Genomic DNA, 26,622 nt, shown 5'->3' on the forward strand with positions numbered 1-26,622 from the left:
ATCATTTTGCTTTTGCGGCGCATGCGCCTTGGCAGCTTCAAACCTTGCCGGCGTTTTCGGATTCCGCTTTTCGCATGGGCCTCTGGCATCTGCGTTTAATTTTTGACTTTCTCTTCAGCGATCTCAGCGATGAACGATAAAAAGACTTACGGCTTCACCACCACCATTCTGCACAGCGACCGCCAGAAGGACATCGAACACGGTTCGCTGCACAAGCCTATTCACACCGCCGTGGCTTTCGGCTACAAGGATGCGCGCCAGCTGGCCGAAGTATTCCAGGGCAAGCAATCCGGCTATCGCTACGGGCGTCAGGGCAATCCGACCGTGTCGGCGCTGGAAGACAAGATCACCAAGATGGAAGGCGGCAAGTCGACTATCTGTTTCGCTACCGGCATGGCCGCCATTGGCGCCATCGTGCAAGGCCTGTTGCGCGAAGGCGACCACGTGGTGTCGTCGGCCTTCTTGTTCGGCAATACCAACAGCCTGTGGATGACCGTCAACGGGCAGGGCGCCAAAGTGTCCATGGTGGATGCGACCGATGTCGCCAATGTCGAAGCCGCGCTGACGCCGCAGACGCGTCTGGTGTTCGTTGAGACCATTGCCAATCCGCGCACGCAAGTTGCGGATCTCAAGCGTATCGGCGATCTCTGCCGCGAGCGCGGCATCTTGTACGTGGTGGATAACACCATGACATCGCCTTATCTGTTCCAGCCGAAAGCGGTTGGCGCGGGCCTGGTGGTAAATTCACTGACCAAGTCCATCGCCGGTCACGGCAATGCGCTGGGCGGCGCGTTGACCGACACCGGCGAATACGACTGGACGCGTTACCCGCATATCGCCGACAACTACAAGCGTAATCCTGCGCCGCAGTGGGGCATGGCGCAGATCCGCGCCAAGGCCCTGCGCGACTTCGGCGCATCGCTGGGACCGGAAGCTGCACACCACATCGCGGTCGGTTCCGAAACCATCGCGTTGCGTCAGGATCGCGAATGCCAGAACGCCATGGCGCTGGCGCAGATGATGCAGGCCGACGAGCGCGTCGCCGCCGTGTATTACCCGGGGCTGGAATCGCATCCTCAGCATGCCTTGTCGCGTGAACTGTTCCGTTCATTCGGCAGCCTGCTGAGCTTTGAGCTGAAAGAGGGGATCGACTGTTTTGACTATCTGAACCGCCTGCAACTGGCGGTGCCGGCCAGCAATCTGGGCGACACGCGCACGCTGGTGATTCCGGTCGCGCACACGATTTTCTTTGAGATGGGCGCCGAGCGTCGCGCCGCCATGGGCATCGCCGAATCGTTGATCCGCGTTTCGGTAGGGCTGGAAGATACCGCCGATCTGGTTGAAGATTTTCGTCAGGCGCTGGATGCCTGATGACCTGCATCAGCGTATAGATTCAGAAATCAAAAAAGCCGGCGCGAGCCGGCTTTTTCATGCGAAGGGGAGACGATCAGCGCACCAGATTCGATACTGCTTCGCGGTCCATCCACTTGCTGGTGTAGCTCGGCTTGAAGGTCTTGAAACGCTCAATCAGCTTGGCCGGTTCGGCTTCGTGCATCATCAGCTTGGCCTGATCGGCACTCACGAAACGCTGCGACACCAGATGGTCGACGAAGGCGATCAGGTTATTGTAGAAGCCATCGACATTGAGCAGCGCGATCGGCTTGTAATGGAAGCCGAGCTGGGCCCAGGTCAGCACTTCAAACAATTCTTCCAGCGTGCCCATGCCGCCCGGCATCGCCACAAAGCCGTCTGATAATTCCGCCATCATGGCCTTGCGCTCGTGCATGTCTTTGACGATGTGCAGACGGGTCAGGCCGTTGTGGCCGAGTTCCTTGTCCAGCAGCGCCTTGGGGATGACGCCGGTGGCTTCGCCGCCCAGTTTCATCACTTCAGAGGCGATGATGCCCATCAGGCCGACATTGCCGCCGCCGTAGACCAGCGCGATGTTGTCTTTCACCATTTCCTGCGCCAGGCGGCGCGCGGCTTCCGCGTAAGCCGGCGTGGCGCCGGGGGAAGAACCGCAATATACGCAAATCGATTTCATGTTTTCTCCTGCAGACGATTTCATGCAGATGCCGGTTGTTGGCGTCAATTGACAACAATCGCATCGCTGCACATACAATACACTGAGTTATACCACGCTTACTGTGCAGTGCAGCATAATGAGATAAGGTGACGCTGCGATGACGCCTTTCCAATGAGGTCTGCAGCAGATTCGATCATGATACGTCTGCTTTTGAGCTTCGACTTTTGAAATGCTGAGCGCATGCTTGCTCAGCCATGGCCCCAAGCTTCTTGCTTGCCGCCCGCATGAATCTGAACCGTTCGCCGCATCTGCGTGCGGACCAACGCTTCGGGGGAGTTCTATGCAAAACAAAATCACCAGTCTGGCTTTGCAGGGCGGCGGCTCGCACGGCGCCTTCACCTGGGGCGTGCTGGATCGCCTGCTGGAAGACGGTCGCCTGGATTTTGAAGCGGTCAGCGGCGCCAGCGCCGGCGCCATGAATGCGGTGGTGCTGGCGCAAGGATTTGTGGAAGGCGGTCGCGACGGCGCGCGCGCAGCGCTGGAAAAATTCTGGCTCAGCCTGATCACGCGCGAGCCTTTCGACTTCATGCCGAAGGACCCCGGCGGCGTGAGCGCCTCTCCGGTCGGGGCGCCGGCGGCGATGCAGGCTTTTCTTGCCATGACGCGTTTCTTTTCGCCGGCCCAGCTTAATCCGCTGGACATCAACCCGCTGCGCGACATCCTCAACGAACAGATCGATTTCGAACGCCTGCGCCGTGAAAGTGCGATCAAGCTGTTCATCGCCGCCACGCGCGTGAGCACCGGCACCCTGAAGATTTTCCGCAATCCCGATCTGACGCCCGATGTGCTGCTGGCCTCGGCCTGTCTGCCTTCACTGCACCGGGCCATCGAGATCGATGGTGAAACCTACTGGGATGGCGGCCTGACCGCCAATCCGCCGATTTTCCCGCTGCTGCATCAATGTGCCGCGCGCGATGTGCTGGTGGTGCTGCTGCACCCGAGCCGGCGCCCGGTGACGCCCACGTCCAGCGACGAGATCGGTCAGCGGCTCAGCGAAATCAGTTTCAGCTCAGCCTTCTTCACCGAGCTGGGCGGCTTGGCGCTGGCCAAGCGCGAAGCCGAAAACGCCAGCTTCGCCTTCGGTACGCTGGAGCGTCGCCTGCGTCAGCTCAACATGCATCTGATCGACGCCAATGAGCTGATGGGGCAGTTGAATGTGATGAGCAAGCTCAACACGCAGGGCAGCTTCATTCGCAGCCTGCACCAGCAAGGCCGCGAACGGGCGGGCGAGTGGCTGGAGCAGCACTATGAGCTGATCGGTCATCGCTCCACCTTCGACCTCGGCAGCTTCCTGCAGTAAGCGGGCGATGGATATCTGGCGACGCCTTGGCGGCCTGATCCTGGCCGTGCGGATGGTCCGGCCCGCGCCGGACTTTTCCTAATTGTCTATACTCTGCGCTTTGATTTTGATCAGGGGCATTCATCTGCGCCTCCGATCCGACCAGGCAGACTCCTATGAAACCATCGCGTTCCGAATTCCTGCAAGTGCGCGGCTTGCGCTATCACATCCGCCAATGGGGCGACCCGCAGGCGCCCAGGCTGTTCATGCTGCATGGCTGGATGGATGTCTCCGCTTCCTTTCAATTCATGGTCGATGCGCTGGCGCACGACTGGCATGTGATCGCACCGGATTGGCGCGGCTTCGGTCTCAGCCAGCGCACAGCGGCCGATACCTACTGGTTCCCCGACTATCTGGCCGATCTCGATGCGATCCTGCTGCACTACGCGCCGGACAACCAGGCCGTCAATCTGCTCGGCCATAGCATGGGCGGCAACGTTGCCGGCCTGTATGCCGGCATCCGTCCGGCGCGCATCGCGCGGCTGATCAATCTTGAAGGCGTGGGCATGCCGACCACGCGGCCGGAGCAGGCGCCCAGGCGTTTTGCGGCGTGGATGGATGAGGTGCTGAGCGGGCCGGCGATGCGCAGCTATGCCTCGCTGCCGGAAGTGGCGGCGCGTCTGCAGAAGACCAATCCGCGTCTGAGCGACGCACGCGCTGAATTTTTGTCTGCGCACTGGGCGGCGCAGAATGCCGACGGACAGTGGGACATCCTCGGCGATCCCTTGCACAAGCAGACCGGCCCCATGTTGTATCGCGTCGATGAAGTGACCGCCTGCTGGCAGCAGATCACCGCGCCCGTGTTGTGGGTGGAGGCGCAGGACAGCGATCTGTGGCGCTATTTCGGATCGCAGGCCATGTCGCGCGCAGAAATCGACCGTCGCATCACGTTTGTGCCGCAAGTGCAGGTCGAGAAAATCGCCAATGCCGGGCACATGCTGCATCACGATCAGCCGGAATTGCTGGCGGCGATGGTGGAGAAATTTCTGGCCCAGTAAGCGGGCGCGCCGGCCGGCGCGGTCTTCTGAAACAGGGCCGCACTGCATTCGGCTCGCCGGTTCAACCGCGCCCGGGCGCGGGCAAGAAACGGAGTAGCAGCGTACAATAGAGCCTTGTTTTGCATGCGTTTTTTCAATTTTTCGCCTTTGAAGCGCGCTCATTAGAGGTCTCCGGTTTCCATGCTCAAATTCGATCTGCACAGCCATTCCAACTTTTCCGACGGTCTTCTGACGCCGGAAAGAGTGGCTGCGCGCGCCAAGGCCAATGGCGTCGACGTCTGGGCGCTGACTGATCACGATGAGATCAGCGGCATCGCCGGCGCACGCGCGGCAGCGGCGCAACTGGGATTGAAATATGTGTCCGGGGTGGAAATCTCGATCACCTGGGCCGGCCAGACCGTGCACATCGTCGGACTGCGCATCGATGAAACCAATCCGGCGCTGGTGCAGGGTCTGGCTTCGACCCGCAACGGCCGCGAGCGGCGCGCACGCGAGATCGGCGATCAGCTGGCGACCGCCGGCATTCCCGATGCCTATGAAGGCGCGCTCAAGCACGTCGGCAATCCCGATCTGATTTCGCGCACCCACTTCGCCCGCTACATGGTGGAGATCGGTCGCTGCAAAGACACCCGCGAGGTGTTCGCCAATTACCTGACCGAAGGCAATCCCGGCTATGTGCCGCACCGCTGGGCGACGCTGCAGCAATCCATAGACTGGATTCGCGGCGCCGGCGGGGTGGCGGTGATTGCGCATCCCGGTCGTTACAAATATTCGCAGCTGGAGTTCGGCGCCCTGTTCGACGAATTCAAGCAGATGGGCGGCCTGGCCATTGAAGTCACTACCGGCAGCCATACGCCGGAGCAATATGAGGAATATGCGCGGGTCGCGCGCAGCTACGGTTTTCTGGCGTCCAGCGGTTCCGATTTTCACGGGCCGGGCGAGTCGCGCGTCGATATCGGCGGGTTGCCACCTTTGCCGGCCGGGCTGACGCCGGTGTGGCATGACTGGGGCATGTAAGCTGCGTTGCTGAGGCGCCGCGGTTCCGGCATCGCGCCCAGGCCGGCGGCAGCAGGGCACTTGATTTTCCCCGCCTCAATCCTATCTAATACCCACTTTCCCGATAGGAGCTTTCCCGATGAAACGGATTTTGCTGTTTGTTGCAACCAATATTGCCGTATTGGTGGTGATGAGCGTCATCTTGTCGCTGCTTGGCGTCGACCGCTTCCTGACGCGCTCCGGCCTCAATCTGCCGATGCTGCTGGTGTTTTCGCTGGTGGTCGGTTTCACCGGATCTATCATTTCCTTGCTGATGAGCAAGAGCATGGCCAAATGGTCGACCGGCGCGCGCGTGATCGAGGCGCCGGCCAACTCCACCGAGCACTGGCTGCTGGAAACGGTCGGCAAGCTGGCGCAGCGCGCCGGCATCCGCATGCCGGAAGTCGCCGTATATGAGGGCGAACCTAACGCCTTCGCCACCGGCGCGTTCAAGGATTCTGCCCTGGTCGCGGTGTCGACCGGCTTGTTGCAGGGCATGACCAAGGAAGAAGTCGAAGCGGTGCTGGGCCACGAAGTGGCGCACATCGCCAACGGCGACATGGTGACCATGACCTTGATCCAGGGCGTGGTGAATACCTTTGTGGTGTTCCTGTCGCGGGTAGTCGGTTACTTCGTCGATTCGGCCCTGCGCCGTAACAACGACAACTCCGGCCCAGGCATCGGCTACATGGTCACCGTGATGGTGTGCCAGGTGGTGTTCGGCATCGGCGCCTCGATGATTGTGGCCTGGTTCTCGCGCCATCGCGAATTCCGCGCCGACGCCGGCTCTGCGCGTCTGCTCGGCAGTCCGCAGCCGATGATGCATGCGCTGGCGCGTCTGGGCGGTATTCCCGTGAGTGGTTTACCGCAATCGATGGCCGCCATGGGCATCAACGACAAGCCGGGTTTCATGGAGCTGTTTTCTTCGCATCCGCCGCTGGAACAACGCATTGCGGCATTGCGCGGTCAGCGCTGAGCTTATTAATTTCATCCGGGCGGCGGTGGCGACACCGCCGTTTTGCATTTCCGGATATTGGTTTTGGAATCGATATCATGAGTCAGTTTTTTGAAATTCATCCCGACAATCCGCAACTGCGGCTGATCAAGCAGGCGGCGCAGATCGTGCACGCCGGCGGCATCGTGGCCTTGCCGACCGACTCCTGTTACGCGCTGGTCTGCCAGCTCGACAACAAGGACGCGGTAGAGCGTGTGCGCCGCATCCGAGGCGTCGACGACAAGCATCATCTGACGCTGCTATGCCGCGATCTGAGCGAAATCGCCCAGTATGCCAAGGTCGATAATCGCCAGTATCGTCTGCTGAAGGCGGCCACGCCGGGCGCCTACACCTTCATTCTGGAGGCGACCAAGGAAGTGCCGCGCCGTCTCAGCCATCCCTCGCGCAAGACCATAGGCCTGCGCGTACCGGAGAACCGCATCGCCCACATGCTGCTGGAAGAACTCGGCCAGCCGCTGCTCGGCACCACGCTGATCCTGCCTGACGAAGAGCTGCCGCTGACCAATGCCGAAGACATCCGCGAGCATCTGCAAAAGCAGATCGAACTGGTGATCGACAGCGGCGCCTGCAGTCTGGAGCCGACCACCGTGATCGATCTCACCGATGACGACCAGCCGGTGCTGGTGCGGCAAGGGCGGGGCGATGCCGCGCTGTTCGGTTTGTAAATTTGTCGCGACGCAGATGCTGAATGATATCGGCGCACGTCGCCCATGCCTTGCGCCTGTCCAGCCGCGCCGCTTGGGCTGCTCTTCATCAAATGCTGATTCTCAGCCGATGTTTTTTTAACATCCTGTTTCCATTTGCTGACCGCGCTTGGCGTTCCTTAGCAAGGTTTGGCGCTTGTCAGCGCCGGCCATCCTTCCTTTTTCTCCGATTAACCGGGTGCAGCTGCCCGCTCTGTTAGAATTCCGGCCCATGAACGATCTTATCCAGACTGTTGCGGTCTACGCGCTCCCGGTGCTCTTCGCCATTACCTTGCACGAGGCAGCGCACGCTTACGCCGCAAAGTTTTTTGGCGACAATACCGCGTATTCTCTGGGGCGCATGAGCCTCAATCCGATCAAGCATATTGATCCCTTCGGCACCATCGTGATTCCGGTGCTGCTGTACTTCGCCACCGGCGGCGCCTTCCTGTTCGGATACGCCAAGCCGGTGCCGATCGAATTCGGCCGGCTGCGCAAGCCCAAGCGCGACATGGCCTGGGTGGCGCTGGCCGGGCCGGCCGCCAATTTCTTGATGGCATTGATCTGGACGCTGATCATCTACGCTTTGGCGATCGGCAATGTGCAGGAAGAGTTTTTCATGCTGATGGCCAAGGCCGGCGTGCTGACCAATCTGGTGATGCTGGCCTTCAATCTGTTTCCGATTCCGCCGCTCGATGGCGGCCGGGTGCTGATCAGCTGGTTGCCGAATAAATATGCCTACAAGTTTGCGCAGATCGAGCCCTATGGCTTCTTCATCGTCATGGCGCTGGTGTTGCTGAAAGTGATTTACACCTGGTGGATGGCGCCCGTGATGTACGTGGCCAGTCTGTTGCTGCAACTGATTACTTCGCCGATTCTCTTTTTTCTCAAGTAACTAGCCGCCGCTATGTATCCTGATCGTGTCGTTTCCGGCATGCGCCCCACCGGGGCGCTGCACCTCGGCCACTACCATGGAGCCTTGAAAAACTGGATCAAGCTGCAGGCTGAATTGCCATGCCTGTTCTTCGTGGCCGACTGGCACGCGCTGACCACCCATTACGACGATCCTGGTCTGATCGAAAGCAGTACCTGGGACATGGTGGTCGACTGGCTGGCAGCCGGCGTCGATCCCTCGCAGGCGACGCTGTTCATCCAGTCGCGCGTGCCCGAGCATGCAGAGCTGCATCTGCTGCTGTCGATGGCGACGCCGCTGGGCTGGCTGGAGCGGGTGCCGACCTACAAGGATCAGCAGGAAAAATTGACGGATCGTGATCTGTCGACCTATGGTTTTCTCGGCTACCCGCTTTTGCAGGCGGCCGATGTACTGATCTACCGCGCCAGTCAGGTGCCGGTGGGCGAAGACCAGATTCCGCATATCGAGATGATGCGCGAGATTTCGCGCCGCTTTAATCATCTCTACGGCAAGGAAAAGGGCTTCGAGGAAAAGGCGCGCGTAGCGGTCAAGAAACTGGGTGGCAAGCGCGCCAAGCTGTATCAGGAACTGCGTACGCAATTCCAGGAGAAGGGCGACGAGGAAGCGCTGGAGCAGGCCAAGGCCATGCTGGACGATGCCCAGAACCTGTCGATGATCGACCGCGAGCGCCTGTTCGGCTATCTGGAAGGCAGCCGCAAGCTGATCCTGACCGAGCCGCAGGCCTTGCTGACCGAAGCCTCGCGGTTGCCCGGCCTGGACGGCGCCAAGATGTCCAAGAGTTACGGCAACGCGATTGCGCTGCGCGAAGATAAAGAGTCGGTGACCAGGAAGGTGCGCACCATGCCGACCGATCCGCAGCGGGTGCGCCGCAGCGACGCCGGCGATCCGGACAAATGCCCGGTGTGGCAGTTTCATCTGGTGTATTCGGAGCAAGCGACACGCGACTGGGCCGCCAAGGGATGTCGTTCCGCCGGCATCGGTTGTCTGGAATGCAAGCAGCCGGTGATCGACGCGATTTTGCAGGAGCAGCAACCGATGCTGGAGCGCGCCCAGCAGTATCTCGACGATCCATCGCTGGTGCGCGCGATCGTGGCCGACGGCTGCGATACTGCGCGCAAGATGGCGCAAGACACCATGCGCGACGTGCGCGAAGCGATGGGGCTTGCCTATTAGAAAGAAATTCGGGATTGGCAGTGGAAACCGCAAGGAAAATCAAGGTGGGACGGGCCTGCAGGCAGCTTTTGCAGCGTTTTACAGAGTCCGCCGCACCATGAATTTGAACCGATAAGGGTTCCTATCCGCTACAATCGATCTTTTACTTTGACCAAGACGCTACGAACATCATGATTAAGGGCAGCATTGTTGCAATCGTCACTCCCATGCATCCGGACGGCAGCCTCGATTTCGACGGCCTGCGCAAGCTGGTTGACTGGCACATCGCCGAGGGAACAGACAGCATCGTCATCGTCGGCACGACCGGCGAATCCCCTACCGTTTCGATGGAAGAGCACTGCGAACTGATCAAGGTCGCGGTCGAGCATACGGCCAAACGCATCCCCATCATCGCCGGCACCGGCGGCAATTCGACCGCTGAAGCGATCGAATTGACCGAGTTCGCCAAGAAGGTGGGGGCCGATGCGTCGCTGCAGGTTGTGCCTTACTACAACCGCCCGACGCAGGAAGGCATGTACCTGCACTTCAAGACCATCGCCGAGGCTGTCGATCTGCCGGTGATCCTGTACAACGTGCCGGGCCGCACCGTTGCCGACATGAGCAACGAGACCATCCTGCGTCTGGCGCAAGTCAAGGGCATCGTCGGCGTCAAGGACGCGACCGGCAACATCGCGCGCGGCACCGATCTGATCCGCCTGGCGCCGAAATCCTTCGCCATCTACTCCGGCGACGACGCGACTGCGATCGCGCTGATGCTGTACGGCGGCGCCGGCAATATTTCCGTGACCGCCAACGTCGCGCCGCGCGACATGCACGAACTGTGCGTGGCCGCCATGAGCGGCAACCTGGCGCGCGCCATTGAGTTGAACAACAAGCTGCTGCCTTTGCATAACAAGCTGTTCGTGGAACCGAATCCGGTGCCGCTGAAGTGGGCCATGCAGCAGATGGGCCTGATCGGTCCCGGTATGCGTCTGCCTCTGGCGCCGCTGGGCGAGGGTTTCCACGATACCGTTCGCGGGGCTTTGCGCGAATCCGGTGTATTAAAATAACAGGCTGGCCGGTAGCAGCGTTTCCCTCTTGAACCCCGATTCCGCTTTCGATAGTAACGATATGACTAATAGCAAGAACGTTCGTCCTGTATTCAGCACTCTCACACAACGTAGTGTCATCCTCGCACTGGCGCTGTCCAGCCTGGCGGGATGCTCGGCCGTCAGCAACATGCTGGAAGGCGATCGTATCGACTACAAAAGCGCAGAAAAGGCCAAGGGCCCGCGTCTTGAAGTGCCGCCGGATCTGACCCAGCTGCAACGCGACAACCGCTACGCGATTCCTGAAGCGAACAAGGGTGTGGCCACTGCTTCCGGCTACAACCTGGAGCAGCAGGTCAAGCCGGCGGTCGATGCATCCGCTGTGGCGCCTACCGGCAAGGGCAATGAAATCCGCGTCGAGCGCGACGGCACCCAGCGCTGGCTGGTGGTCAAGCAATCGCCGGATGCGCTGTGGCAACCGATCAAGGATTTCTGGCAGGACAGCGGTTTCCTGATCAACGTCGATTCGCCTGACACCGGCGTGATGGAAACCGACTGGGCCGAAAACCGCGCCAAGATTCCGCAAGACTTCATCCGCAACACGCTGGGCAAGGTGTTCGACTCGCTGTATTCGACCGGTGAGCGCGACAAGTTCCGCACCCGCCTCGAGCGCGGCCCGAACGGCACCACCGAGATCTTCATCAGCCATCGCGGCGCCGAAGAAGTGCTGACCGGCTCCTCCAAGGAAACTTCGGTGTGGACGGCACGTCCTTCTGATCCGGGCCTGGAAGCAGAATTCCTGTCGCGTCTGATGGTGCGCCTCGGTGCTGAAGAAACCAAGGCCAAGGCCATGGTCGCCAATGCGCCTTCGCTGCAGGCCCGTTCCAAGTTGCTGAAGACGGCCAACGGCTCGACCGTGCAGGTGGATGAAAGCTTTGAGCGCGCATGGCGCCGCGTGGGTCTGGCGCTGGATCGCGTCGGCTTCACGGTGGAAGATCGTGACCGTACCCAAGGTCTGTACTTCGTGCGCTACGTCGATCAGAATCAGGACGCCAAGGACAAGGATAGCGGCGGCTTCTTCTCGAATCTGTTCACCAGCTCCAAGGACAAGGAAAAGAAGGCGGCACGTTATCGCATCCAGATCAAGGGTAGCGGCGACAGCAGCAGCATTGCGGTCCTGGACAATGACGGCAAGCCTGAAATTTCGCAGACCGCCGACAAGATCCTCGGCCTGCTGAACGATCAGCTCAAGTAAGCAAATCACGAGGCCGCAATGAAGTTCGCGAGCCTCGGCAGCGGCAGCGAAGGCAATGCGCTGCTGATCTCAGCCGCATCCGGCACGACCAGTACCACGGTCATGCTGGATTGCGGCTTTGCTTTGCGCGAAACGGAAAGACGCATGCTGCGCATAGGCGTGCAGCCGGATTCGATTTCCGCGATTGTCGTTACGCACGAACACAGCGACCACGTCGGCGGCGTTTTCAAATTCGCGCGTCGTTACAAAATTCCGGTGTGGCTCAGTTACGGCACCTGGCAAGCAGTGCAGGCCGATATCAAAGACGTCGACATCCGCATCTGCCGCGACGGCGATCGGCTCGCCATCGGCGACCTCGAACTCCATCCCTACACCGTGCCGCACGATGCGCGCGAGCCGATTCAGTATGTCGCTGCAGATGGCGTGCATCGTCTCGGCGTATTGACCGATGCCGGTCAGTCGACCTCACATCTGGTGCAAGCGCTGGGCGCCTGCGACGCGTTGCTGCTGGAATGCAATCACGATCGCCAGATGCTGGCCGACTCGCCTTATCCGCCTTCTCTCAAGCGCCGCATCGGCGGCGACTACGGCCATCTGGCCAACGACACCAGCGCTCAAATTCTGGCGCAACTCGACCACAGCCGGCTCAAGCGCGTAGTCGGTGCTCATCTGAGTCAGCAAAACAATACGCCCGCGCTGGCGCATGCCGCCTTGATGCAAGCCATGGGTGAAGGTTTTGAGGGCATACGCATCGCCTGCCAGCAAGAAGGTTTCGACTGGCTCGATATTGCACAGGTTTGAGTGGTGCTCTGGTGCGGGAGGCGATGAACTTATTGCGATGTCATCGGTGGCAAGAATTCCGGTGATGCGCGACAGGCGATCTCAGAGAGCTTTCTTTTCATGCATCTTCACTCGTTTCTCTCCCGGCTTTGGAAGGGCCTGGAGTCGTGCGTGATCGCGTCTATGGCGTGCCAGGGGATCTGACAATGCGCTGACGCAATCGGGCGGATCAGCCATCACTGCCGGGCGCAAGCCGAATCAAGCCGCTCAAGCCGCAGGCCTCGCGTTGGCAGTGAGGGCGATGCCGCTGAGGGCAAGGATGAAGAGCAGGAGGAAAGCGGAAGAGGGGAAATGCAGACGTAAAAAAAGCCGACCAAAGGTCGGCTTTTTTGCAGTGCAAGTAATCCGGAGATTACTTAGCAGGTGCGTCAGCTGGCTTAGCTGCGTCAGCTGCCGGTGCTGCAGGAGCAGCATCAGCTGGCTTAGCTGCGTCAGCAGCAGGAGCTGCGGCTGCAGGAGCTTCAGCAGCTGGTGCTGGAGCGGCTGCTGGTGCTGCTGGAGCTTCAGCGGCTGGTGCTGGTGCAGGAGCAGGTGCTTCTTCTTTTTTGCCGCAAGCAGCCAGAGCAACAGCAGCCAACAACGATGCGATCAACAGAGTCTTTTTCATGAATATTCCTTCAATATTTAAAAATTTTGCGATGAATAATTACCGGTAATTATCGCTCTACAGGATGTTCTCGCCGTCTCCAAAAATCCCGCGTTCTTGCTTCGGATCTTGCTTCTTTTTACCGCGGGATCTGCGATTTACATTGAAAACTTTCCAGCCCGTTATTATAGCCACTTTTTTGCGCGATCACATGAGAATCGTTCTTTTTGGTAAGAATTTGTAAGAACTTACATCTCATTCGAATATGCATCAACAGCCTTTGTTGATGCGGTTTTCCGCGTGATTTCCCTGATCCGGAACAAGAAATTTCTTAACTTTTTGGGACATCTTTCTGTGCTTCTTGATACACATCCACCGGGTGTTGATTTTTGATTCACATGGCGCGCAATTTGTCATGAATTCGTCAGCTTGGCGTTTTTATTTCAGCGCCACCCAGCCGCTTTCATACCAATGATGAAAGGCATCGAGCAAATCTTCCGATGCGCCATTGATCTCATTATTTTCAAGTGCGCGCGCGTTTGCGAGTTGACTCAATATTTTCTTGTCGGCGCCATTCACTTCGAATGAATCGCCATTGATGAAAATGTGGCGATTGCGATAAAGCATCTGCGTCTTGCGGTCCAGGATCAGACCACGCTTCTTCAGCGCCTGCCCGAAGCGCGCGAACGATAGTGCTTGCGCAGGAGAATTGAAGAACACCGAAGCCTTGGGTTCGGACAGATACTCGCCCAGGAAAATCGAAATGTCGTCGTCCGTGAAGCGGATCTTGTTCAGCTCATCGCGCACGCGTTCGATCATATCGCCCGGCAGTTCCGCCGGCTTGCTGGTCGGCTTCAGATCGGCATCGGCGAAACGGCCCGGCAACTCGATCGAATCCATCATGAATTGCAGGAAGGACTCGCCGAGCTCCTGATAAGCGGGCGCGCGGAAACCGATCGAATAAGTCATGCATTCGTCCAGCGCCACGCCGTCGTGCGCGTAGTGCGGCGGCAGATACAGCATGTCGCCGGGCTCCAGCACAAACTCCTGCTCATGCTTGAAGTTCTTCAGAATCTTCAGTGCCGCGCCTTCGACCAGCGTCAGATCATCCTGCGCGCTGATGCGCCAGCGACGCTGGCCATGCGCCTGCAGCAGAAACACGTCATAGGAATCGAAATGCGGACCGACGCCGCCGCCTTCGCTGGCGTAGCTGATCATCAGATCATCCAGACGCGCATCGGGAATGAAGCGGAATTCGCGTAGCAGCGCATCGGCGCTGGCGTGATGCAGATTCACTCCCTGCACCAGCAGCGTCCATTCCTTGCGTTTGAGCGGCGGCAGCGTGCCGAAGGGGCCGTGTTCGAATTGCCAGCCTGATTTTTCATGGCTGACCAGGCGCGACTCGACATCGTCGCGTTCGGCCAGCGCAAACAGCTCGTCGCGCGGAATCGGCGCCGAGAAGCCGGGAATCGCCTGACGGATCAGCAAGGGTTTCTTGTGCCAGTAATCACGCAGGAATTGGGCGGGCGTGAGGCCGCCGAGCAAGGTCATTTTTTTCATGGCGACATTATAGGCGCGGGCGCCGGGGAACGCTGCCAAACAGAGGAGTCAAACGGCGAGGCGGGTTATAATTCGGGCCAGTAAATTCTGCCCGGTATTCCGGCATTGCAACTGCGCGACAGCTCTGCAATGAGTTCCAGGACACATCAAACTCTCAGAGAGAAAAGGACACCGATGAAAATCGTAAAGAACACCGTAGTTTCCGTAAACTACAAATTGTCAGATGCTCAAGGTAGCCTGATCGAAGAAAGCAGCGAACCGATGGTTTATCTGCACGGCGGTTATCAGAACACCCTGCCGAAGATTGAAGAAGCGCTGGACGGCAAGGAAAAGGGCTATCAGGTCACGATTCAGGTCGAGCCGGAAGATGCCTTCGGCGAATACGATGCCGAACTGGTCAAGATCGAGCCGCTGAGCCGTCTGCCTTCGCCTATCGAAGTCGGCATGCAATTCGAAGGTTCGCCGGATGAGTCGGGCGAAGACGCAGTGATCTTCACCGTCACGGAAGTCGCCGAAGACAAGGCTGTGCTGGATGGCAATCATCCGCTGGCCGGCATCGCTCTGCGTTTTGAGCTGAACGTGATCGACGTGCGTGAAGCCAGCGAAGAAGAAACCCAGCACCAACACGTGCACGGCCCGCATGGCCATCATCACCATCACCACGATGAAGACGACGGCGCCGCAGGCGATCACTTCCGCAGCCAGCCGCTGAACTGATGCTTGAGGACTGAGCGACCGTTCAGAAAAAAGCCCGCCAAAATTTGGCGGGCTTTTTTATTTCTCAGATGCTCATTGCGGCATCGATCCTGCAGTTAATCTATCTCTCTTTCAGGGCTTGCTCTGGTCCGATGCAGCCACCGAAAAAATCTGTGCCGAAGCTTCATGCACATTGATCTTCAGCCACTTGTCGCCGACGCCGACCTGGCCCAGATTGCCGGTCCAGGCGATGCGATTGGGCTGCTTTTCGCCGGAGGTCTTGGACATCTCACCGTGCACGATCAGCACGCGGCCACGGAATTTTTCGGACAGCTCGCTGAACAGGCGCCGCGTTTCGGAAAAGCCGTCGCGCTGAGTGCGCAGGAAGGAGCGTTTGGGCGGCGGGCCGAAGGGATTGCCGTCGGTGAAGAAGACGATGGCGCCCGATTTCTTCAAGGCGGCATAGGCGAACAGATGCTGCAGCCAGTTGCGATTGGCAATCAGGCGATCTTCGAATTCGCTGTTGCGGCCGCCGCTTTGCAGGAAGTGATTATTGTTGGCCGGCAGATTCACGGTGGCGAACAAGGTATTGCCGAATTCCCAGCGCGCGTTTTCGGTATAGCTGCGGAATTTCGCGGTGAGCGACTGCCGTAGCAGCGGCAGCTTGCTGGCGCCGAAAGACAACTCGCCGCCATAGAACATCTCGCGCACCCGGCTCAGACGCTCGATGGCGTCGGATTGCTGAGCCTCATCCTTGCACAGCGCCCAGTCGCTGGCCGCCAGCGACATGATCAGGCCGTTCTGCGCCTGATTCAGCAGATCGCGGCGCTGGCCGTACAGCGCATCGCTGCAATCCTCGGTCGGCGACTTGATGCCGTTGACCACCACGAAGGCCAGATTGTCGGCATCGGTTTCTGTGATCGCCCGCCGCAGCATGCTTTCATCACTGTTCTTTACCGCATGATTGATGATGCCGAAGGAAAAATCAGGCGGCGCCGCCACGGCCAGCGCCGGCGCCAGCAGGCAGCTCGCGCTCAGCGTCAGGATCACGGCAGCGTGGACGATGCATTTCATGCGGCAGGTTCTCTCATGACGAGGGTGATGCGTGATAAAACCGGTCAGAACGGAGCAGAACTGGCAGGCACTGCCGGGGCCGCGCAGGATGCATGTTCAGCTTGCCGTTGAAATGGCCCCGGCGCCGGCAGCGCTGCTCAATTGCTTGAGCTTGTACAGCGCATCCAGCGCCTGACGTGGGGTCAGCGCATCGGGATCGATCTCCTGCAGCGATTGCAGCAGCGCCAGACTGTGCGGATCCGGATCGATGGCAATCGTCGCAGCGGGTTCTTCACTGCGATTAACATCATTCTCCTGCGTTTCATCGGCCGCGGCATACGACACCGAACTGAACAGATCGAACTGCGGCGTCGGCTGCATGGACTGGCTTTCGAGCGCGCTCAGATGCTTGCGTGCAGCGCGGATGACCGGCGCCGGGACTCCGGCCAGTTGCGCCACCTGCAGACCGTAGCTCTGCGAAGCCGGGCCGCTCTGCACCGCGTGCAGGAACACGATACTGTCCTTGTGCTCCACCGCCGAGAGATGCACGTTGGAAGCAGTGACGTGGACTTCCGGCAATTGCGTCAGCTCGAAATAGTGGGTGGCGAACAGCGTGAAGCTGCGCGTCACTTCGATCAGATGCTTGGCGATGGCCCAGGCCAGCGCCAGACCGTCGAAGGTCGAGGTGCCGCGTCCGACTTCATCCATCAGCACCAGCGAATGTTCGCTGGCATTGTTGAGAATGGCGGCCGATTCGGTCATCTCCACCATGAAGGTGGAGCGCCCGCCGGCCAGATCATCGGCTGCGCCGATGCGCGTGAAGATGCGATCGATCGGGCCGATCACCGCGCTGGCGGCCGGCACGAAACTGCCGACATAGGCCAGCAGCGTGATCAGCGCCACCTGCCGCATGAAGGTCGATTTACCGCCCATGTTGGGACCGGTGATCAGCAGCAGTTTGCGTTCCGCGCTCAGTAAGCAATCGTTGGCGATGAAGCGTTCGATCTGGTTTTCCACCACCGGATGGCGGCCTTGCTCGATGGCGATGGTCGGTTCGCTCACCAGCTGCGGCGCGCACCAGTTATTGCGCGAGGCGTGATCGGCCAGCGCCACCAGCGTGTCGAGCTGCGCCAGTGCATGCGCGATGGCCTGCAGCGTGATGATGTGCGGCGCCAGTTCGTTGAGCACGCGCTCGTAGAGAAACTTTTCGCGGCTCAGCGAGCGATCCTTGGCCGACAGCGCCTTGTCTTCGAAGGCCTTGAGTTCGGGCGTGATGTAACGCTCGGCATTCTTCAGCGTCTGGCGGCGGCGATAATCGTCCGGCACCTTGTCGGTCTGGCCGTGCGTGACTTCGATGTAGAAACCGTGCACGCGGTTGTATTCCACGCGCAGATTGGCGATGCCGGTGCGCGTGCGTTCGCGCGTTTCAAGGTCGACCAGAAACTGCCCGGCGTTTTCCGACAGGCCGCGCAGTTCATCCAGCTCGGCATCGTAGCCGCTGGCGATCACGCCGCCGTCGCGCACCATGGCCGCCGGTTCCAGCATGATGGAACGCTCCAGCAGATCGACGCATTCGGTCGGCGTGGCCAGCGCATCGTGCAGCAGTTGCAGCAGCGGCGCTTCGGCGTCGCGCCCGCACATGGCGACATAGGCACGCAGCGAACCGAGCTGCTGCAGGCCGGCGCGCAGTCCCGCCAGGTCGCGCGGGCGCGCCGATTGCAGGGCGATGCGGGTGGTGATGCGCTCGATGTCGGGCACGCCCGCCAGCGTAGCCGACAGGCCGGAGCAGGCATCGGTACGCATCAGTGCATTGATTGCCGCATGGCGCGAACGGGCAATGTTCTGATCGCGCAGCGCGTGATGCAGCCAGTGACGCAGCAGGCGCGAACCCATCGCCGTGCGGCAATGGTCGAGCAGCGAAAACAGAGTCGGGGAGACCGTCGCGGCATCCTGTGCGCGAATGGTTTCGGTGATTTCAAGATTACGGCGGGTGGCGGCATCGAGGCCGATGAATTCGTTTTCCGATTCCACCGTCAGCGCGCGCACGTGCTGCAAGCCCTTGCCCTGGGTCGATTGCGCATAGCGCAGCAGCGCGCCGGCAGCGGCGGTGGCAACGTCCAGGCCTTGCGCGCCGAAACCGTCCAGCGTGGCGACCCCGAGTTGATCGAGCAGCGCCTTGTGGCCGCTCGGCAGATCGTAATGCCAGTCAGGGAGGGTGGTCGCCTTGCCCGGCAACAGCAGTGCACATTGCTGCAACTGGCTTTCGGCGACCAGCACTTCGGCCGGCGAGATGCGTTCCAGTTCCTGCTTCAGGCGCGCTTCCAGCACTGCACCTTCGGCCGAGAATTCCATCAGCTTCAGCGCACCGCTGGCCATCGACAGCCAGGCCAGGCCGACGTGCACCGTCTTGCGTTGCTTGTTGCTGCCGATCTGCAGCGACAGCAGCGGACGTTCGGCTTTTTCCGGCAGCAGATCGGAGTCGGTCAGCGTGCCGGGTGTAATCACCCGCACCACCTTGCGCTCCATCGGGCCTTTGCCGGTGCTCGGATCGCCGACCTGTTCGCAGATCGCCACCGATTCGCCCAGCTTGATCAGCTTGGCCAGATACTGGTCGGCGGCATGAAACGGAATGCCCGCCATCTTGATCGGCGTGCCATTGGAGGAACCGCGCTGGGTCAGCGTCACGCCCATCAGGCGCGCAGCTTTTTCGGCATCGTCGAAAAACAGTTCGTAAAAATCGCCCATGCGGTAGAACACCAGCGTCTGCGAGAATTCAGCCTTGATGCGCAGGTACTGCTGCATCATTGGTGTATGGGCGGAGAGATCGTTTTTAGTCATCAAGCTCGGTCTTTATTTCTTTCCTGATGGGGTTCAGGTTCAGGTAACGGATTTGGCGGGTAGCTGTGTGCGCCTGCGAGGCCGGCCCGAGGTTGGGCGCTGCGGAAACCGGCGTCGGCCGGGCAGAAAAACGGCCGGCGGCGCAACCATCAAAAATGCGGGCCAAAGCCCGCAACAATTGAGCTGGGATTGTACGCGCAATGGGCGTGGGCAGCCAGTGGGCGGGGCTGCCTGAAGGCAACTTCAGCGGGATTTTTCCGGACCGGCGGGGCAGTTCTTGCCGGGTGCGTCAGGAGCAGAGGCACAGATATCAAGACTATCCGGAGAAGGGCGCAATCTCATGAATGAAAAGAGGCCTCATCGCTGAGGCCTCTTAATATTGCGGCGTGCGCGAACCGCAAGGGCTCATCAGGCCGACGCAGTTTCCTTGCGTGTGCCCAGCAAGGCCTTGAGGGTATCGATGACGTAGTCGATCTCCTGCTCGCTGGTCCAGCGGCCCAGCGAAAAGCGGATGGCGTTGCGCGCCAGCGGGGCGGGGCAGCCCAGTGCCGACAATACATAAGAGGGGGCCACATTGGCCGAGTTACAGGCCGAACCGGCCGATACCGCAATGCCCAGCAGCTGGCCGGCGATGCCGTCGGCGGCGCTGGTGTCGAAACTCACGTTCAGATTGTGCGGAATGCGCCGTTCGGCGTCGCCGTTCAGTTGTACGCCCGGCAACTCGCGCAGGCCGGCCCACAGGCGGTCGCGCAATATACGGATCTTCGGGCCTTCTTCGGTCAGCAACTGCCTGGCCAGCTCGAAGGCTTCGCCCATGCCGGCGATCTGATGCGTCGCCAGCGTGCCCGAGCGCATGCCGTTTTCATGGCCGCCGCCGTCGATCTGCGCTTCCAGCTTGAGCGCCGGGTTGCTGCGCACATACAGCGCGCCTATGCCTTTGGGGCCGTAGACCTTGTGCGCGCTGAAGGACATCAGATCAGCCTTCAGCGTCTGCAGATCGATGGCGATCTTGCCGGCGCCCTGTACTGCATCCACATGAAACACGATGCCGCGCGCGGCGCAGATTTCACCGAGTTGCTGTACCGGCTGAATCACGCCGATTTCATTGTTGACCATCATCACCGACGCCAGAATGGTGTCGGGACGGATCGCCGCTTCAAACTGCTCCAGCGTGATCAGGCCGTTGGCCTGCGGTTGCAGATAGGTGACTTCGAAGCCCTGGCGCTCCAGCGTGTGCATGGTGTCCAGCACAGCCTTGTGTTCGGTGCTGACGGTAATCAGATGGCGGCCGCGCTCGCGCAGCGCCTGCGCTGTGCCCTTGATCGCCAGATTGTTGGATTCGGTGGCGCCCGAGGTCCAGACGATCTCGCTCGCCTTGGCACCCACCAGCGCCGCTACCTGCTTGCGCGCATGTTCGACCGCCGCCTTGGCTTCCCAGCCCAGCGAATGCGAATTGCTGGCTGGGTTGCCGAATTTCTCGGTCAGAAAGCTGATCATCTTTTGCGCCACGCGCGGATCGACCGGCGTGGTCGCCGAATAATCGAGATAGATGGGAAATTGCAGGCCGGTGGCCGTACTACAGGCAGGCGAGGCAGGCTGGGCAGATGAGGATGGCGATGAGCTGGACATGGGAGAAATTTTCCGTTGAAGAACGAGAGATAAATTACGCCACTTCTTTTATATGAAAAACAAATTAAAACAAGTTTCTATATGCAAATTTCGTGCTAATGAGGCCGATCTTCCAAAGTAAATCGGTTCTGAACCCATCAGAACATGAATTTTTCGCGATTTCGACTGCTTATCGCCTGCCTGAATACGGCATTGCAGCAATCTCGCAACACCTTATGGCGCAAGGCTTCCAAGCACAAATCTGTATCTTTCGCATTAACTTATGCAAAATGATTATACTTAAATCGAATAAATATGTTCTTATAATTCCAAAACGATATAAATCGATATAAATATATTGAAAATGGATCTGAACCAGCTCGAAGCCTTCTCCGCAGTGATGACCATCGGCAGCGTTACCGGCGCCGGGAAGAGTCTCGGCCGTTCACAGCCGGCGGTCAGCAAGGCGATTCAGGAGCTGGAAGGCGAGCTCGGATATGCCTTGTTCGATCGCAACGGTCCGCGCGTGACGCCGACCGACAAGGCTTTTCTGCTGTATGAAGAAGTCGAGCGTTCGCTGGTCGGTTTGCGCACGATCCGCGAACGCGCCGCAGAAATCGGCCGCGACATATTGCAGCCGATTCATCTGGTGGCGACGCCGGCGCTGGCCTCGACCATCGCCCCGGCCGCGCTCAAGCTGGTCGAAGCCAAAGGGCATCTGCCGGAACACATTCATCTGCGCAGCGCCTCGGCCGAGCAGGTTGCGCACTCGGTCTTGCACCGCACCGTCAGCCTCGGGCTGATCAGTTTGCCGGTCGCGCATCGCGGCCTTGATCTGCACTGGATAGGCGAAGCGCCCTGCGTGGCGGTGATGCGCAAGGATCATCCGCTGGCGCAACTGGACTGCATCGACGTCAATGCTTTGCAGGGGCAGCGCGCGATCACCATGTCCAACCGCTATCGCCTGCGTCAGCGCATCAACGGCGCGCTGGCCGGCGAAAAGCCGCTCGATGTGGCGCTGGAAACCAATACTTCCTTCAACGCCATCATGGCCGCCCATGCCGGCCTGGGCGTGGCGCTGGTGGAGCCGATCACGGCGCTGGGCATGCCCATCGAAGGTCTGGTGGTGAAGCCGCTGGCAGTGCATATTCCGTTTTACTTCGGTGTGGTGACGCCCTTCGGCAAGCCGCTGACAGCTACCACGCAGGCGCTGATCGAGGCGATAGAAATCGCCGCGCGCGACATCCTGCACGGCTTCGTCAAACGTGAAGCGTCGGAGCACGACGACTTGCTGTAAGCCGTGCGCGCAATACTCAGAACGCAATAACAATTTACCGCCGGGGAAGGGCGAGCATCGTGAATAGTCCAACAGCAGAAACAATCGCAAGCGGCAGTGAGCAGAACGCGCCGACCGCGCCGGCCGCGCCGATCGGCCTCGAGGCGCTGGAAGCACGCCTGCGCCAGGATCTGGAATGGCTGGCCTTGCCCGGCAAGTCGTGGACGCCGAAGACTGAGCGCGACGGCGTGCCGGTGCTCGACGTCGCCATCATCGGCGGCGGTCAGGCCGGCATGGCGGCGTCGGTGGCGCTGTCGCATCTCGGCATTCCCAATGTCATCTACGACCAGTCGCCGCTCGATTACGAAGGCCCCTGGGCCACCACCGCGCGCATGGAAACCCTGCGCTCTCCCAAGACCCTGACCGGCCCCGCGCTGGGCTTTCCGGCGCTGACCTTCCGCGCCTGGTTCGAGGCGCAGTTCGGCCTGGCCGCCTGGGATGCGCTGGACAAGATTCCGCGCATGCAATGGATGGATTATCTGCGCTGGTTCCGCCGCGCGATGCAGCTCGACATCCGCAATGAACACAAGGTGCTGGCCGTGTTGCCGCGCGCCGACGGCGTGGTCGAACTGAAATTGACATCGCCGCAGGGCGAGTCCTCGGTACTGGCGCGGCGAGTCGTGCTGGCCACCGGGCGTGACGGTCTGGGCGGCGCTTACGTGCCGCCGCTGGCCGCACAATTGCCGCGCGCGCGCTGGGCGCATTCTTCCGACCTGCTCGACTACGCCACGCTCAAGGGCAAGCGCGTGGGCGTGGTGGGCGGCGGTTCTTCGGCCATGGACAGCGCTGCCACCGCTCTGGAAAACGGCGCCGCCCGCGTCGATCTGCTGATCCGCCGCACCGAACTGCCGCGCGTCAACAAGGGCAAGGGTTCCGGCAATCCGGGGCTGGTCAATGGTCACCAGCATCTGCCCGATGCCTGGAAGTGGCGCATCCGCCATTACGTCAACGCGCAGCAGGTGCCGCCGCCGTCGGGCAGCACGCGGCGCGTATCGCGTTTTGCCAATGCGCGCTTTTTGCTGGGCACCTCGATCAAGGGCGTCGCGGTCAATGACGGCGTGCTGCAATTCGACACCAATCGCGGCCGGCTGGATCTGGATTTCCTGATCTTTTCCACCGGCTTCAAGGTCGACTGGAGCGTGCGTCCGGAGTACGCCGCCATCGCTCCGCATATTCTGACCTGGCGTGAGCGCTATACGCCGCCGGCCGGCGACGAAGATACCGAACTGGCCGATTCGCCCTATCTCGGCCCGGTATTCGAATTCCAGCCCCGGCAGGCCGGCGCCATGCCCGGCCTGGAGCGCGTGCACTGTTTCTGCTACCCGGCCACCGCCAGCCACGGCACCGTGTCGGGCGACATCCCGGCCATCAGCGATGGCGCCTATCGTCTGGCGCAAGGCATCGCTTCGCTGATGTACAGCGAAGACGTGGAATACCACTACGCCAATATCCAGATCTATGAAGAGCCGGAACTGATCGGCGACGAATGGACGCCGGCAGAATGGGCGCTGCCGTCCGGGGAGCCGCACCGATGACCGCGGCGATCACGAAGAGCGTCCTGCAGGCGCTGATGGTGGTGCTGCTGATGACGGTGATCGTCTTCTTCGGCCTGCACATGATCGGCAATCCGGTGGATATCCTGATCGGGCAGGACGTCGATCAGGTCGATCGGCTGCGCATCATCAAGGAGCTGGGGCTGGATCAGCCGGTCTGGCGCCAGTATCTGGCCTTCCTCAACGGCGCGCTGCACGGCAATCTGGGCAACAGTTTCGTCTACAACACCTCGGCCATCATCCTGATTTTTCAGCGTCTGCCGGCGACGCTGGAGCTGGCCTTCGCCGCGCTGATTCTGGCGGTGATGATCGGTGTCCCGCTCGGTTTGCTGGCCGGCCTGTTTCCGCAGCATCCGCTGTCGCGGCTGGTGATGACCGGCAGCATCCTCGGCTTTTCGCTGCCGACCTTCTGGATCGGTCTGATGCTGATCATGGCTTTTTCGGTGACGCTGGGCTGGCTGCCTTCTGGCGGACGCGGCGCCACCGCGTCGCTGTTCGGCGTGCAGTGGTCCTGGCTCACGGCCGACGGCTGGCGGCATCTGATCTTGCCCGCGCTCAATCTTTCTCTGTTCAAGATCTCGCTGGTGATGCGTCTGACGCGCGCCAACGTGCGCGAGGTGTTGCCGATGGATTACGTCAAGTTTGCACGCGCCAAGGGCCTGAGCCCGATGCGCGTGGTGACCATGTATGTGTTGCGCAATACCCTGATTCCGCTGGCGACCGTGCTCGGTCTGGAGTTCGGCTCGACCATCGCCTTCGCGGTGGTGACCGAAAGCATCTTCGCCTGGCCCGGCGCCGGCAAGCTGATTCTGGACAGCATCAATGCGCTCGACCGTCCGGTGATCGTGGCCTATCTGATGGTGATCGTGTGTCTGTTCGTGTTCCTCAATCTGCTGGTCGACGTGCTGTATAAAGTGCTCGATCCGCGCGTGCGCCTGGAGGCCAAGGCATGAGCAGCATGAACGAGACCAGTCTGAATTCATCCGCTGCGCAACAGCTGCCCGAAGCGCCGCTGCAAGGCCTGACGCAGGAGCAGGTGCGCGCGCGCGTGGCCGAGCTGTCGGCCTTCACCGCGCCGCACCGCGAATCGCCGTGGCGCCGCGTGGTGCGCAATTTCGTGTCGTCCAAGTCGGCCATGCTGGGCCTGATCGTGGTGATCCTGCTGATCCTCGGCGCGCTGCTGGCGCCCTGGCTGACGCCGCAAAATCCCTACGACCTGATGCAGCTCGACGTGCTGGATGCGCGTCTGCATCCCGGTTCGCCCAACGGCCTTGGTCGCTTCAGCTACTGGCTCGGCACCGACGCCCAGGGGCGCGATCTGTATTCCGCGATTCTGTACGGCCTGCGCATCAGCGTCGGCATCGGCGTCGGCTCGGCCCTGATCGCCGGCGTGATCGGTACGCTGGTCGGCTTGCTGGCGGCTTATGTCGGCGGCAAGGTCGATACCTTGCTGATGCGCTTCGCCGATCTGGTGCTGTCCTTCCCCTCGATCCTGGTGGCGATGCTGATCCTGGCCTACGTCGGCAAGGGTATCTTCAATGTGATGGCCACGCTGGTGGTGCTGGAGTGGGCCTACTACGCCCGCACCGCGCGCGGTCAGGCGCTGGTCGAGCGGCAGAAGGAATACGTGGAGGCGGCGCGCGGCCTCAACATTTCCTCGTGGCGCATCATGGTGCGCCACATCCTGCCGAACTGTCTGCCGCCGCTGATCGTCATCGGCACGCTGCAGATCGCGCGCGCCATCACGCTGGAAGCCACGCTCAGCTTTCTCGGTCTGGGCGTGCCCATCACCGAGCCCTCGCTGGGCCTGCTGATTTCCAACGGTTATCAATACATGCTGTCCGGAGAATACTGGATCAGCTTCTACCCAGGCATCACGCTGCTGGTGGTGATCGTCGCCATCAATCTGGTCGGCGACCGGCTGCGCGACATCATGAATCCCAGGTGGCAGAAATGAATCCGCAATCGAACCCGCAATCCGCTGCAACGAGCCCCGCCGCAAGCGCGCCGCCAACGCTGGAAGTGCGCGGCCTGCGCACCCACTTCTTCACACCCGACGGCGTGCTGCCGGCGGTCGACGATGTTTCGCTGCGGCTGGAACGCGGCCGCATTCTCGGTCTGGTCGGCGAGTCCGGCTCCGGCAAGAGCGTCACCGGCTTTTCGATACTCGGCATGGTCGATGCGCCGGGCCGCATCGTCGGCGGCCAGATTCTGTTTCAGGGCCAGGACCTGGTGACGCTGGGCAAACAGGAACTGCGCCATCTGCAAGGCAATCGCATCGCGATGATCTTTCAGGATCCGATGATGACGCTCAATCCGGTGCTCAGGGTCGAAGCGCAGATGGTCGACGCAGTACGCGCCCACACCAAAGCCACGCGCGAAGAAGCACGCGTGCTGGCGCGCGACACGCTGGGCATGATGGGCATTCCGAGTCCGGAAGAACGCCTGCAAGCCTATCCGCATCAACTCTCGGGCGGCATGCGCCAGCGCGTGGCGATCGCCATCGCCTTGCTGCACAAGCCCGACCTGATCATCGCCGACGAGCCGACCACCGCGCTGGACGTCACGATACAGGCGCAGATTTTGTCCGAAGTACAGAAGCTGGCGCGCCAGCACGGCACCGCGCTGATCTGGATCACCCACGATTTGTCGGTGGTGTCCGGGCTGGCTGACGAGGTCGCCGTGATGTATGCCGGCCGTATCGTCGAATACGGTCGCGTGGCCGATGTGCTGGATCATCCGCTGCATCCTTACACCCAGGGTCTGATCGGCAGCCTGCCGGGCAATAACCGGCGCGGTCAGCGGCTGCGTCAGATCCCCGGCATGACGCCCAATCTGCTGCATCTGCCGCCGACCTGCGCCTTCGCCGCCCGCTGCGAACGCGTGGCCGAACGCTGCCTGCAGGCGCCGGCCATCACCGAACCTTTGCCCGGACGTCTGGTGCGCTGCTTTCATCCGGCGCTGCCGGAGTTGGCTCAGGAGGCGCGTCATGGCTGATTCCGCCGC

The 26,622-nt window shown here is 60.7% G+C and carries 23 protein-coding genes; 17 read left to right on the top strand and 6 right to left on the bottom strand.

The window, feature by feature from the left end:
* The first annotated feature begins 129 nt into the window (after positions 1–129).
* A complete protein-coding gene (locus PQR62_RS15420; protein ID WP_408158855.1) occupies positions 130–1,371 on the top strand; it encodes a cystathionine gamma-synthase family protein in 1,242 nt (413 codons plus the stop codon).
* Positions 1,372–1,447: 76 nt separating this feature from the next.
* Here the strand turns inward: PQR62_RS15420 and PQR62_RS15425 are convergent, their stop codons facing one another.
* Positions 1,448–2,044, bottom strand: coding sequence for an LOG family protein (locus PQR62_RS15425; RefSeq protein ID WP_408158856.1), 597 nt, complete (start codon positions 2,042–2,044; stop codon positions 1,448–1,450).
* Positions 2,045–2,366: 322 nt separating this feature from the next.
* Here PQR62_RS15425 and PQR62_RS15430 point away from each other — a divergent pair, with 322 nt between their 5' ends.
* The 10 genes from PQR62_RS15430 to PQR62_RS15475 all read left to right on the top strand — a co-directional run bounded on the left by PQR62_RS15430 (position 2,367) and on the right by PQR62_RS15475 (position 12,347).
* Complete coding sequence (locus PQR62_RS15430; protein WP_408158857.1) at positions 2,367–3,386, top strand: patatin-like phospholipase family protein; 1,020 nt, start codon at positions 2,367–2,369, stop codon at positions 3,384–3,386.
* A 155-nt stretch (positions 3,387–3,541) separates the two neighbouring features.
* Positions 3,542–4,423: an alpha/beta fold hydrolase gene (locus PQR62_RS15435; RefSeq protein ID WP_408158858.1), complete on the top strand. Its 882-nt coding sequence runs from the start codon at positions 3,542–3,544 to the stop codon at positions 4,421–4,423.
* Between the two features lie 180 nt (positions 4,424–4,603).
* Positions 4,604–5,440, top strand: a complete 837-nt coding sequence (locus PQR62_RS15440) for a 3',5'-nucleoside bisphosphate phosphatase (protein WP_408158859.1) — start codon at positions 4,604–4,606, stop codon at positions 5,438–5,440.
* Between the two features lie 118 nt (positions 5,441–5,558).
* Positions 5,559–6,434 carry a protease HtpX gene (htpX, locus tag PQR62_RS15445; RefSeq protein ID WP_408158860.1) on the top strand — a complete coding sequence of 292 codons (876 nt, stop codon included), beginning with the start codon at positions 5,559–5,561 and terminating at the stop codon, positions 6,432–6,434.
* A 77-nt stretch (positions 6,435–6,511) separates the two neighbouring features.
* Positions 6,512–7,138: an L-threonylcarbamoyladenylate synthase gene (locus tag PQR62_RS15450; RefSeq protein WP_408158861.1), complete on the top strand. Its 627-nt coding sequence runs from the start codon at positions 6,512–6,514 to the stop codon at positions 7,136–7,138.
* A gap of 250 nt (positions 7,139–7,388) precedes the next feature.
* A complete protein-coding gene (locus PQR62_RS15455; protein WP_408158862.1) occupies positions 7,389–8,051 on the top strand; it encodes a site-2 protease family protein in 663 nt (220 codons plus the stop codon).
* Between the two features lie 12 nt (positions 8,052–8,063).
* Positions 8,064–9,263, top strand: a complete 1,200-nt coding sequence (locus PQR62_RS15460) for a tryptophan--tRNA ligase (RefSeq protein WP_408158863.1) — start codon at positions 8,064–8,066, stop codon at positions 9,261–9,263.
* Between the two features lie 170 nt (positions 9,264–9,433).
* A complete protein-coding gene (dapA, locus tag PQR62_RS15465) occupies positions 9,434–10,312 on the top strand; it encodes a 4-hydroxy-tetrahydrodipicolinate synthase (protein ID WP_408158864.1) in 879 nt (292 codons plus the stop codon).
* 61 nt (positions 10,313–10,373) lie between these two features.
* Positions 10,374–11,546 carry an NlpB/DapX family lipoprotein gene (gene bamC / locus PQR62_RS15470; RefSeq protein WP_408158865.1) on the top strand — a complete coding sequence of 391 codons (1,173 nt, stop codon included), beginning with the start codon at positions 10,374–10,376 and terminating at the stop codon, positions 11,544–11,546.
* A gap of 18 nt (positions 11,547–11,564) precedes the next feature.
* Positions 11,565–12,347, top strand: a complete 783-nt coding sequence (locus tag PQR62_RS15475) for an MBL fold metallo-hydrolase (protein WP_408158866.1) — start codon at positions 11,565–11,567, stop codon at positions 12,345–12,347.
* Positions 12,348–12,738: 391 nt separating this feature from the next.
* Here the strand turns inward: PQR62_RS15475 and PQR62_RS15480 are convergent, their stop codons facing one another.
* A complete protein-coding gene (locus tag PQR62_RS15480) occupies positions 12,739–12,993 on the bottom strand; it encodes a hypothetical protein (protein ID WP_408158867.1) in 255 nt (84 codons plus the stop codon).
* 417 nt (positions 12,994–13,410) lie between these two features.
* The gene (locus PQR62_RS15485; protein ID WP_408158868.1) at positions 13,411–14,532 is read right to left on the bottom strand and encodes a JmjC domain-containing protein; all 1,122 of its coding nucleotides are present in this window, start codon (positions 14,530–14,532) and stop codon (positions 13,411–13,413) included.
* Positions 14,533–14,706: 174 nt separating this feature from the next.
* Between PQR62_RS15485 and PQR62_RS15490 the strand changes: the two genes are divergently transcribed.
* Positions 14,707–15,249: an FKBP-type peptidyl-prolyl cis-trans isomerase gene (locus tag PQR62_RS15490; protein WP_408158869.1), complete on the top strand. Its 543-nt coding sequence runs from the start codon at positions 14,707–14,709 to the stop codon at positions 15,247–15,249.
* A gap of 111 nt (positions 15,250–15,360) precedes the next feature.
* On the opposite strand, the gene PQR62_RS15495 is transcribed toward PQR62_RS15490, so the two are convergent.
* The 3 genes from PQR62_RS15495 to PQR62_RS15505 form a co-directional block, all read right to left on the bottom strand.
* Positions 15,361–16,302: a hypothetical protein gene (locus PQR62_RS15495; RefSeq protein ID WP_408158870.1), complete on the bottom strand. Its 942-nt coding sequence runs from the start codon at positions 16,300–16,302 to the stop codon at positions 15,361–15,363.
* Positions 16,303–16,398: 96 nt separating this feature from the next.
* Positions 16,399–19,119, bottom strand: a complete 2,721-nt coding sequence (gene mutS, locus PQR62_RS15500; RefSeq protein WP_408158871.1) for a DNA mismatch repair protein MutS — start codon at positions 19,117–19,119, stop codon at positions 16,399–16,401.
* A 408-nt stretch (positions 19,120–19,527) separates the two neighbouring features.
* Positions 19,528–20,748, bottom strand: a complete 1,221-nt coding sequence (locus PQR62_RS15505; protein WP_408158872.1) for an IscS subfamily cysteine desulfurase — start codon at positions 20,746–20,748, stop codon at positions 19,528–19,530.
* A 343-nt stretch (positions 20,749–21,091) separates the two neighbouring features.
* Here PQR62_RS15505 and PQR62_RS15510 point away from each other — a divergent pair, with 343 nt between their 5' ends.
* From PQR62_RS15510 to PQR62_RS15530, 5 genes are all read left to right on the top strand, one after another.
* Positions 21,092–22,024 carry a LysR family transcriptional regulator gene (locus PQR62_RS15510; RefSeq protein ID WP_408158873.1) on the top strand — a complete coding sequence of 311 codons (933 nt, stop codon included), beginning with the start codon at positions 21,092–21,094 and terminating at the stop codon, positions 22,022–22,024.
* Positions 22,025–22,107: 83 nt separating this feature from the next.
* The gene (locus PQR62_RS15515; RefSeq protein ID WP_408158972.1) at positions 22,108–23,598 is read left to right on the top strand and encodes an NAD(P)-binding domain-containing protein; all 1,491 of its coding nucleotides are present in this window, start codon (positions 22,108–22,110) and stop codon (positions 23,596–23,598) included.
* Complete coding sequence (locus tag PQR62_RS15520) at positions 23,595–24,569, top strand: ABC transporter permease (protein ID WP_408158874.1); 975 nt, start codon at positions 23,595–23,597, stop codon at positions 24,567–24,569. Before PQR62_RS15515 ends, PQR62_RS15520 begins: the two co-directional genes overlap by 4 nt.
* Entirely contained in the window at positions 24,566–25,573 is a 1,008-nt protein-coding gene (locus PQR62_RS15525; RefSeq protein ID WP_408158875.1) for an ABC transporter permease, read from the top strand. The genes PQR62_RS15520 and PQR62_RS15525 overlap by 4 nt, the downstream gene beginning before the upstream one ends.
* Complete coding sequence (locus PQR62_RS15530; protein ID WP_408158876.1) at positions 25,570–26,613, top strand: ABC transporter ATP-binding protein; 1,044 nt, start codon at positions 25,570–25,572, stop codon at positions 26,611–26,613. Before PQR62_RS15525 ends, PQR62_RS15530 begins: the two co-directional genes overlap by 4 nt.
* Positions 26,614–26,622: the final 9 nt, after the last annotated feature.

The organism is Herbaspirillum lusitanum (assembly GCF_046025995.1).
Classification (GTDB): domain Bacteria; phylum Pseudomonadota; class Gammaproteobacteria; order Burkholderiales; family Burkholderiaceae_D; genus Herbaspirillum; species Herbaspirillum lusitanum_A.

Bases quoted from the DNA above. Each gene is read 5' to 3' on its own strand.
- bamC (WP_408158865.1), top strand. From the start codon at position 10,374: ATGACTAATAGCAAGAACGTTCGTCCTGTATTCAGCACTCTCACACAA.
- PQR62_RS15435 (WP_408158858.1), top strand. From the start codon at position 3,542: ATGAAACCATCGCGTTCCGAATTCCTGCAAGTGCGCGGCTTGCGCTAT.
- PQR62_RS15460 (WP_408158863.1), top strand. From the start codon at position 8,064: ATGTATCCTGATCGTGTCGTTTCCGGCATGCGCCCCACCGGGGCGCTG.
- PQR62_RS15490 (WP_408158869.1), top strand. From the start codon at position 14,707: ATGAAAATCGTAAAGAACACCGTAGTTTCCGTAAACTACAAATTGTCA.
- PQR62_RS15495 (WP_408158870.1), bottom strand. From the start codon at position 16,302: ATGAAATGCATCGTCCACGCTGCCGTGATCCTGACGCTGAGCGCGAGC.
- PQR62_RS15520 (WP_408158874.1), top strand. From the start codon at position 23,595: ATGACCGCGGCGATCACGAAGAGCGTCCTGCAGGCGCTGATGGTGGTG.
- PQR62_RS15455 (WP_408158862.1), top strand. From the start codon at position 7,389: ATGAACGATCTTATCCAGACTGTTGCGGTCTACGCGCTCCCGGTGCTC.
- PQR62_RS15430 (WP_408158857.1), top strand. From the start codon at position 2,367: ATGCAAAACAAAATCACCAGTCTGGCTTTGCAGGGCGGCGGCTCGCAC.
- PQR62_RS15485 (WP_408158868.1), bottom strand. From the start codon at position 14,532: ATGAAAAAAATGACCTTGCTCGGCGGCCTCACGCCCGCCCAATTCCTG.
- PQR62_RS15475 (WP_408158866.1), top strand. From the start codon at position 11,565: ATGAAGTTCGCGAGCCTCGGCAGCGGCAGCGAAGGCAATGCGCTGCTG.
- PQR62_RS15525 (WP_408158875.1), top strand. From the start codon at position 24,566: ATGAGCAGCATGAACGAGACCAGTCTGAATTCATCCGCTGCGCAACAG.
- PQR62_RS15440 (WP_408158859.1), top strand. From the start codon at position 4,604: ATGCTCAAATTCGATCTGCACAGCCATTCCAACTTTTCCGACGGTCTT.
- PQR62_RS15420 (WP_408158855.1), top strand. From the start codon at position 130: ATGAACGATAAAAAGACTTACGGCTTCACCACCACCATTCTGCACAGC.
- dapA (WP_408158864.1), top strand. From the start codon at position 9,434: ATGATTAAGGGCAGCATTGTTGCAATCGTCACTCCCATGCATCCGGAC.
- PQR62_RS15425 (WP_408158856.1), bottom strand. From the start codon at position 2,044: ATGAAATCGATTTGCGTATATTGCGGTTCTTCCCCCGGCGCCACGCCG.
- PQR62_RS15530 (WP_408158876.1), top strand. From the start codon at position 25,570: ATGAATCCGCAATCGAACCCGCAATCCGCTGCAACGAGCCCCGCCGCA.
- PQR62_RS15480 (WP_408158867.1), bottom strand. From the start codon at position 12,993: ATGAAAAAGACTCTGTTGATCGCATCGTTGTTGGCTGCTGTTGCTCTG.
- htpX (WP_408158860.1), top strand. From the start codon at position 5,559: ATGAAACGGATTTTGCTGTTTGTTGCAACCAATATTGCCGTATTGGTG.
- PQR62_RS15505 (WP_408158872.1), bottom strand. From the start codon at position 20,748: ATGTCCAGCTCATCGCCATCCTCATCTGCCCAGCCTGCCTCGCCTGCC.
- PQR62_RS15450 (WP_408158861.1), top strand. From the start codon at position 6,512: ATGAGTCAGTTTTTTGAAATTCATCCCGACAATCCGCAACTGCGGCTG.
- mutS (WP_408158871.1), bottom strand. From the start codon at position 19,119: ATGACTAAAAACGATCTCTCCGCCCATACACCAATGATGCAGCAGTAC.
- PQR62_RS15510 (WP_408158873.1), top strand. From the start codon at position 21,092: ATGGATCTGAACCAGCTCGAAGCCTTCTCCGCAGTGATGACCATCGGC.